General features: G+C 60.0%; 4 protein-coding genes and 1 pseudogene. All 5 read left to right on the forward strand.

Annotated elements, in window-relative coordinates:
- Positions 1 to 204, forward strand: a pseudogene (prpE, locus tag Q0341_RS02025) (propionyl-CoA synthetase); the annotation flags it as partial.
- A gap of 230 nt (positions 205 to 434) precedes the next feature.
- Positions 435 to 3,302: a 2-oxoglutarate dehydrogenase E1 component gene (locus Q0341_RS02030; protein ID WP_299510193.1), complete on the forward strand. Its 2,868-nt coding sequence runs from the start codon at positions 435 to 437 to the stop codon at positions 3,300 to 3,302.
- Positions 3,303 to 3,346: 44 nt separating this feature from the next.
- Complete coding sequence (odhB, locus tag Q0341_RS02035; protein WP_299510195.1) at positions 3,347 to 4,594, forward strand: 2-oxoglutarate dehydrogenase complex dihydrolipoyllysine-residue succinyltransferase; 1,248 nt, start codon at positions 3,347 to 3,349, stop codon at positions 4,592 to 4,594.
- Between the two features lie 58 nt (positions 4,595 to 4,652).
- The gene (gene lpdA, locus Q0341_RS02040) at positions 4,653 to 6,080 is read left to right on the forward strand and encodes a dihydrolipoyl dehydrogenase (RefSeq protein WP_299510196.1); all 1,428 of its coding nucleotides are present in this window, start codon (positions 4,653 to 4,655) and stop codon (positions 6,078 to 6,080) included.
- A 113-nt stretch (positions 6,081 to 6,193) separates the two neighbouring features.
- Positions 6,194 to 6,829, forward strand: a 636-nt coding sequence (gene zapE / locus Q0341_RS02045; protein WP_299510198.1) for a cell division protein ZapE, incomplete at its 3' end; no start/stop codon positions are given.

A 6,829-nucleotide genomic window follows, 5' to 3' on the forward strand; every position in this document is an offset into this window, starting at 1 on the left:
GTCATGAAGGTGGTGGACTCGCAGCTGGGCGCGGTGGCCCGTCCATCGCGTGTGTTCTTTGTGTCGGCCTTGCCCAAGACGCGCAGCGGCAAATTGCTGCGCCGCGCCATTCAGGCCGTGGCCGAAGGCCGCGACCCGGGCGATCTGACCACCATGGACGATCCGGCCGCTTTGCAGCAGATCGTGGACCAGATCAAGGGCTGACGCCCGATTCATAAGACTGGACCTCGCCTTGGCGGGGTCTTTTTTTAACCCGACTTTCCCAACATGAGCCTGATACGTCAGTTTGGTATCAGACAAGCCATGGCACAATGCGCGCTGTACTCAGGCCCTTCCTATGCCACAGTCGCATCCGCCAACCGGTTCAGCCGTGTCGCGGAAGGTAAAAATCACCCAACTTATGTTTCCCAGAGGGAAACGGAGGTCAGCGAAATATGAGCGAGACTAATTCCGTCTACGCTGCCTATCAAGGCAACACCTACTTGTTCGGCGGCAACGCCCCGTACGTCGAAGAGATGTACGAAAACTACCTGGCCAACCCCGGCAGCGTCCCCGATTCTTGGCGTGAATATTTCGACGCCCTCCAGCACGTTCCCGCAACCGATGGCACCAACGCCAAAGACGTGCCCCATTTGCCCGTCATCAACGCTTTTGCCGACCGCGCCAAGTCCGGCGGCACCAAAGTGGTCATGGCCAGCGTCGACGCAGAGATGGGCCGCAAACGCACCGCCGTTCAGCAGCTGATTGCCGCCTACCGCAACGTGGGCCAACGCTGGGCCGACTTAGACCCGCTCAAGCGCACCGAGCGCCCAGACATTCCTGAGCTGGATCCGGTTTTTTATGGCTTCACCGATGCCGACCATGAAACCGTGTTCGACACCAGCAACACCTTTTTCGGCAAAAACCGCATGTCGCTGCGAGAGTTGCTCAATGCGCTACGCGAAACCTACTGCGGCACCCTGGGTGTTGAGTACATGTACACCACCGAGCAGGGCGAAAAGCGCTGGTGGCAAGACAAGCTTGAAAGCATCCGCAGCAAGCCCAATTTCACGGCCGAAAAGAAAGTACAGATCCTTGACCGCCTGACGGCCGCCGAAGGTCTGGAGCGCTACCTGCACACCAAATACGTGGGCCAAAAGCGCTTTTCGCTGGAAGGTGGCGAAAGCTTCATCGCCGCCATGGACGAGTTGATCCAGTCCGCCGGCACGCAGGGTGTGCAAGAAGTGGTGATCGGCATGGCCCACCGCGGACGCCTGAACGTGTTGGTCAACACCATGGGCAAGTTGCCCGCCAACTTGTTTGCCGAGTTTGACCATACGGCCCCCGAAGACCTGCCTGCCGGCGACGTGAAGTACCACCAGGGTTTCAGCTCCGATGTGAGCACGGCCGGTGGCCCGGTCCATCTGACTCTGGCCTTCAACCCCTCTCACTTGGAAATCGTGAACCCCGTGGTCGAAGGCTCGGTGCGCGCCCGCATGGACCGTCGGGGTGACCCGCAAGGCAAGCAGGTGCTGCCTGTGCTGGTGCATGGCGACGCCGCTTTTGGTGGCCAGGGTGTGAACCAGGAAACCTTCGCGCTGGCGCAAACCCGTGGTTACTCCACAGGCGGCACGGTGCACATCATCATCAACAACCAGATTGGCTTTACGACGTCCGACCCGCGCGACATGCGCTCGAGCGTGTTTTGTACCGACATTGTCAAGATGGTGGAGGCTCCGGTGCTGCACGTCAACGGCGACGATCCCGAAGCCGTGGTCATGGCTGCGCAGCTCGCCCTTGAATACCGCATGACCTTCCGCAAGGACATAGTGCTGGACGTGGTGTGCTTCAGAAAGCTTGGCCACAACGAGCAAGACACTCCGGCGCTGACCCAGCCGCTGATGTACAAAAAAATCGCCGCCCACCCAGGCACCCGCAAGTTATTTGCGGACAAACTCACGGCCCAAGGCCTGGGCGATACCCTGGGCGAGGACATGGCCAAGGAATACCGCGCCGCTTTGGATGCGGGCAAAAACACCACCGAGCCCGTGCTCACCAACTTCAAGACCAAATTCACCGTGGACTGGTCGCCCTTTTTGGGCAAGAAGTGGACCGATGCCGGTGACACCGCCATTCCCCTTGCCGAGTGGAAGCGTCTGGCCGAAAAAATCACCACCATCCCCGAGTCGGTGACCCCGCACCAGTTGGTCAAGAAAGTCTATGACGACCGCGCCGCCATGGGCCGTGGCGACACGCCCGTGGACTGGGGCATGGGTGAGCACATGGCGTTTGCCTCCTTGGTGGCCAGCGGCTTTCCGGTGCGCCTGTCGGGTGAGGACTCTGGCCGTGGCACCTTTACGCACCGCCATGCTGTGATCCACGACCAAAAGCGTGAGAAATGGGACATTGGCACCTACGTGGCTTTGCAAAACGTCGCTGACAACCAAGCGCCCTTCACGGTGATCGACTCGATCTTGTCCGAAGAAGCGGTGCTGGCGTTTGAATACGGCTACGCCTCCAACGACCCCAACACCTTGGTGGTTTGGGAAGCCCAATTCGGCGACTTCGCCAATGGCGCGCAGGTGGTGATTGACCAGTTCATCGCCTCGGGTGAAGTCAAGTGGGGTCGAGTCAACGGCATCACCTTGATGTTGCCTCACGGCTATGAAGGCCAGGGCCCTGAGCACAGCTCAGCACGGGTTGAGCGTTTCATGCAGCTGGCCGCCGACACCAACATGCAACTGGTGCAGCCCACCACGGCCAGCCAGATCTTCCATGTGCTGCGTCGCCAGATGGTGCGCAATTTGCGCAAGCCGCTGATCATCTTCACGCCCAAGTCGCTGCTGCGCAACAAGGATGCGACATCGCCCATCTCCGAATTCACCGATGGTATTTTCCAGACCGTGATCCCGGAGAACAAGCCGCTCAAGGCAGACAAGGTCAAGCGCGTGATCGCTTGCTCGGGCAAGGTCTATTACGACTTGGTCAAGCACCGTGAAGCCAAGGGCAGCGAGGATGTGGCGATCATCCGTGTCGAGCAGCTCTACCCGTTCCCACACAAGGCTTTTGCGGCAGAGCTTAAGAAGTACCCCAACGCCGCTGACGTGGTGTGGTGCCAGGACGAGCCGCAAAACCAAGGCGCTTGGTTCTTCATTCAGCACAACATCCACGAGAACATGAAGGATGGCCAAAAGCTCGGTTATGCCGGTCGCGCAGCATCGGCTTCGCCTGCTGTGGGTTACTCGCACCTGCACCAAGACCAGCAAAAAGCACTGATCGAAGCCGCCTTTGCCAAGCTCAAAGGCTACGTGCTGACCAAGTGATCCAACAGAACAACCTTGCGTTTAACCTTTAAAGAGAATTCAAAATGGCTATCGTAGAAGTCAAAGTCCCCCAACTGTCCGAGTCCGTGGCTGAAGCCACCATGCTGCAGTGGAAGAAAAAAGTCGGTGACACCGTCGCCGCCGATGAGATCTTGATCGAGATCGAAACCGACAAAGTGGTGCTCGAAGTGCCTGCCCCCGCTGCTGGCGTGCTGTCTGAGATCTTGCAGGCCGACGGTGCCACCGTGGCTGCGGAGCAGCTGATTGCCCGCATCGACACCGATGGCAAAGTGGCTGCAGCTCCCGCTGCTGCAGCGGCTGCCCCAGCTCCAGCATCGGCTCCGGCCGCAGCGTCTGTTGCTGCCAGCACCAGCATGGCCGGAGTGGCCATGCCCGCTGCAGCCAAGCTGATGGCCGACAACAGCCTGGCTGCAGGCTCGGTGCCCGGTTCTGGCAAAGACGGCCGCGTGACCAAGGGTGACGTGCTGGCCGCTGTTGCCGGTGGCGTCAAGTCCACTGCCGCCGTGATCCCGACCGGCGTGCCGACCAAGGCCTTGCCTCAGGTGTCCGGTCCGGCTGTCGATTTGGGCGAGCGCCCAGAGCAGCGCGTGCCCATGACGCGTCTGCGCGCCCGCGTGGCCGAGCGTTTGCTGCAATCGCAGTCGACCAACGCCATCTTGACCACCTTCAACGAAATCAACATGGCTCCGGTCATGGAGATGCGCAAGCGCATGCAAGAGCGTTTCGAGAAGGAACACGGCTGCAAACTGGGCTTCATGAGCTTCTTCGTCAAGGCTGCTGTGCACGCCTTGAAGAAATTCCCGGTCTTGAACGCCTCGGTCGACGGCAACGACATCGTCTACCACGGCTACTTCGACATCGGCATTGCCGTGGGTTCGCCCCGTGGTTTGGTGGTGCCGATCCTGCGCAACGCCGACCAGATGAGCTTTGCCGACATCGAAAAGAAGATCGCCGAATTTGGCCAAAAAGCCAAAGACGGCAAGCTGGGCATGGAAGAGATGACCGGCGGCACCTTCTCTATCTCCAACGGCGGCACCTTCGGCTCGATGATGTCCACCCCCATCATCAACCCACCCCAGTCGGCGATTTTGGGCGTGCACGCGACCAAAGACCGCGCCATGGTGGAAAACGGCCAAGTCGTGGTTCGCCCCATGAACTACTTCGCCATGTCATATGACCACCGGATCATCGACGGCCGCGAAGCCGTGTTGGGCTTGGTGGCCATGAAGGAAGCGCTGGAAGACCCAGCCCGCTTGCTTTTCGACATCTGATTCCCTTGTTTCAATGCCCCCTGCCCAGGGGGCGTTTTTCATCCAGAAGACATTCACCATGAGCAAACAATTCGACGTCGTTGTCATCGGCGGTGGCCCCGGTGGCTATATCGCGGCCATTCGCGCGGCCCAACTCGGTTTCCAAGTCGCTTGTATCGACGAATGGAAAAACGCAGCCGGTGGCCCAGCCCCTGGCGGCACCTGCACCAACGTGGGTTGCATCCCCTCCAAGGCTTTGCTGCAGTCCAGCGAGCACTTTGACCACGCCAACCACCACTTTGCCGAGCACGGCATCAGCGCCACGGGCGTGAAGATGGACGTGGCCAAAATGCTGGCGCGCAAAGACACCGTGGTGAAGCAAAACAACGATGGCATCTTGTATTTGCTGAAAAAGAACAAGGTCACCTTCTTCCACGGTCGCGGCAGCTTTGCGAGCAAGGCCGAAGGCGGCTACGAGATCAAGGTGGCTGGCAAGACCGAAGAGTCGATCACCGGCAAAAACATCATCATCGCCACCGGCTCCAACGCCCGCGCGTTGCCCGGCACCCCGTTTGACGAAGTCAATGTCTTGTCGAACGACGGCGCTTTGCGCTTGGGTGCTGCGCCCAAGAAGCTGGCCCTGATCGGCTCTGGTGTCATTGGCCTGGAGATGGGTTCGGTCTGGCGTCGCCTGGGCGCAGAAGTCACCATCCTCGAAGGCCTGCCCACATTCTTGGGCGCTGTGGACGAGCAAATCGCCAAAGAAGCCAAGAAGGCCTTTGACAAACAAGGCCTGAAGATCGAACTCGGCGTGAAAGTCGGCGAGATCGTCAATGGCAAAAAAGGCGTCACGGTCAATTACACCAACGCCAAAGGCGAAGCTGTGGTGCTGGACGCCGACAAGCTGATCATCTCGATCGGCCGCGTGCCCAACACCATCGGCCTGAACACCGAAGCTGTAGGCCTTCAGCTCGACGAGCGCGGCGCTGTTGTGGTGGACGCCGACTGCAAAACCAACTTGCCCGGCGTGTGGGCCGTGGGTGATGTGGTGCGTGGCCCCATGTTGGCGCACAAAGCCGAAGAAGAGGGCGTGGCCGTGGCCGAGCGCATCGCTGGCCAACACGGTCACGTCAACTTCAACACCATCCCTTGGGTCATTTACACCAGCCCCGAGATCGCTTGGGTCGGCCGCACCGAGCAGCAGCTCAAGGCCGATGGCGTGGCCTACAAAGCCGGTTCGTTCCCGTTCCTGGCCAACGGCCGTGCTCGCGCCTTGGGCGACACGACGGGCATGGTGAAAATGCTGGCCGATGCCACCACCGACGAAATTTTGGGCGTGCACATCGTGGGCCCACAAGCCTCCGAGCTGATCGCCGAGGCCGTGGTGGCCATGGAATTCCGTGCCAGCGCCGAAGACATTGCCCGCATCTGCCACGCGCACCCGTCCTTGAGCGAGTCCACCAAAGAGGCTGCTTTGGCGGTGGACAAGCGCACGCTGAACTTCTGAGCCCTTGACGCCCCCGGAACTGCGGTTTTGGGTGAGTTGGGTTAAAGTTCCGCATCCCTGAAAACCCGGGCCTGGTCCCGGGTTTTGTTATTGAATTGAAGAGCAAGCCACCCATGTCCGTTCGTGCAGTTTACGAAGAAGAACTCCAAAAACGGGGCTACCAAAGCGACCCCGCGCAATTGCTGGCCATCGAGGCGCTGGAGCGCTGCGCCAGCGAGTGGGCGGCTTACAAGTCCAAGCGTTCGGGCTTGCTGGGCAAGTTCTTCAGCCGCCCAGAGATTCCTAAGGGCGTGTACATGTTTGGCGGGGTGGGGCGAGGCAAGAGTTTTTTGATGGACTGCTTTTTTGCGGCCGTGCCCATCGAGCGCAAAACCCGCTTGCACTTTCACGAGTTCATGCGCGAGGTGCACCGCGAACTCACCGCGATTCAGGGCACCGTCAACCCGCTCGATGAGCTGGGCAAGCGCATGGCCAAGCGTTATCAGCTCATTTGCTTCGATGAATTCCATGTGGCCGACATCACCGATGCGATGATCTTGCACCGCTTGCTGGTGGCGCTGTTCGACAACGGCGTGGGCTTTGTCACCACCTCCAACTTCGAGCCCGATGGCCTGTACCCCGACGGCCTGCACCGCGACCGCATCTTGCCCGCCATCGCTTTGCTGAACCAGCGCATGCAGGTGCTCAATGTGGACAACGGCACCGACTACCGCCGCCGCACACTGGAGATGGTCAAGCTCTACCACTCG

This window comes from uncultured Limnohabitans sp. (assembly GCF_937889215.1).
Taxonomy (GTDB): domain Bacteria; phylum Pseudomonadota; class Gammaproteobacteria; order Burkholderiales; family Burkholderiaceae_C; genus Limnohabitans_A.

Coding starts and splice junctions, on each gene's coding strand:
- lpdA (WP_299510196.1), top strand. CDS start 4,653: ATGAGCAAACAATTCGACGTCGTTGTCATCGGCGGTGGCCCCGGTGGC.
- Q0341_RS02030 (WP_299510193.1), top strand. CDS start 435: ATGAGCGAGACTAATTCCGTCTACGCTGCCTATCAAGGCAACACCTAC.
- odhB (WP_299510195.1), top strand. CDS start 3,347: ATGGCTATCGTAGAAGTCAAAGTCCCCCAACTGTCCGAGTCCGTGGCT.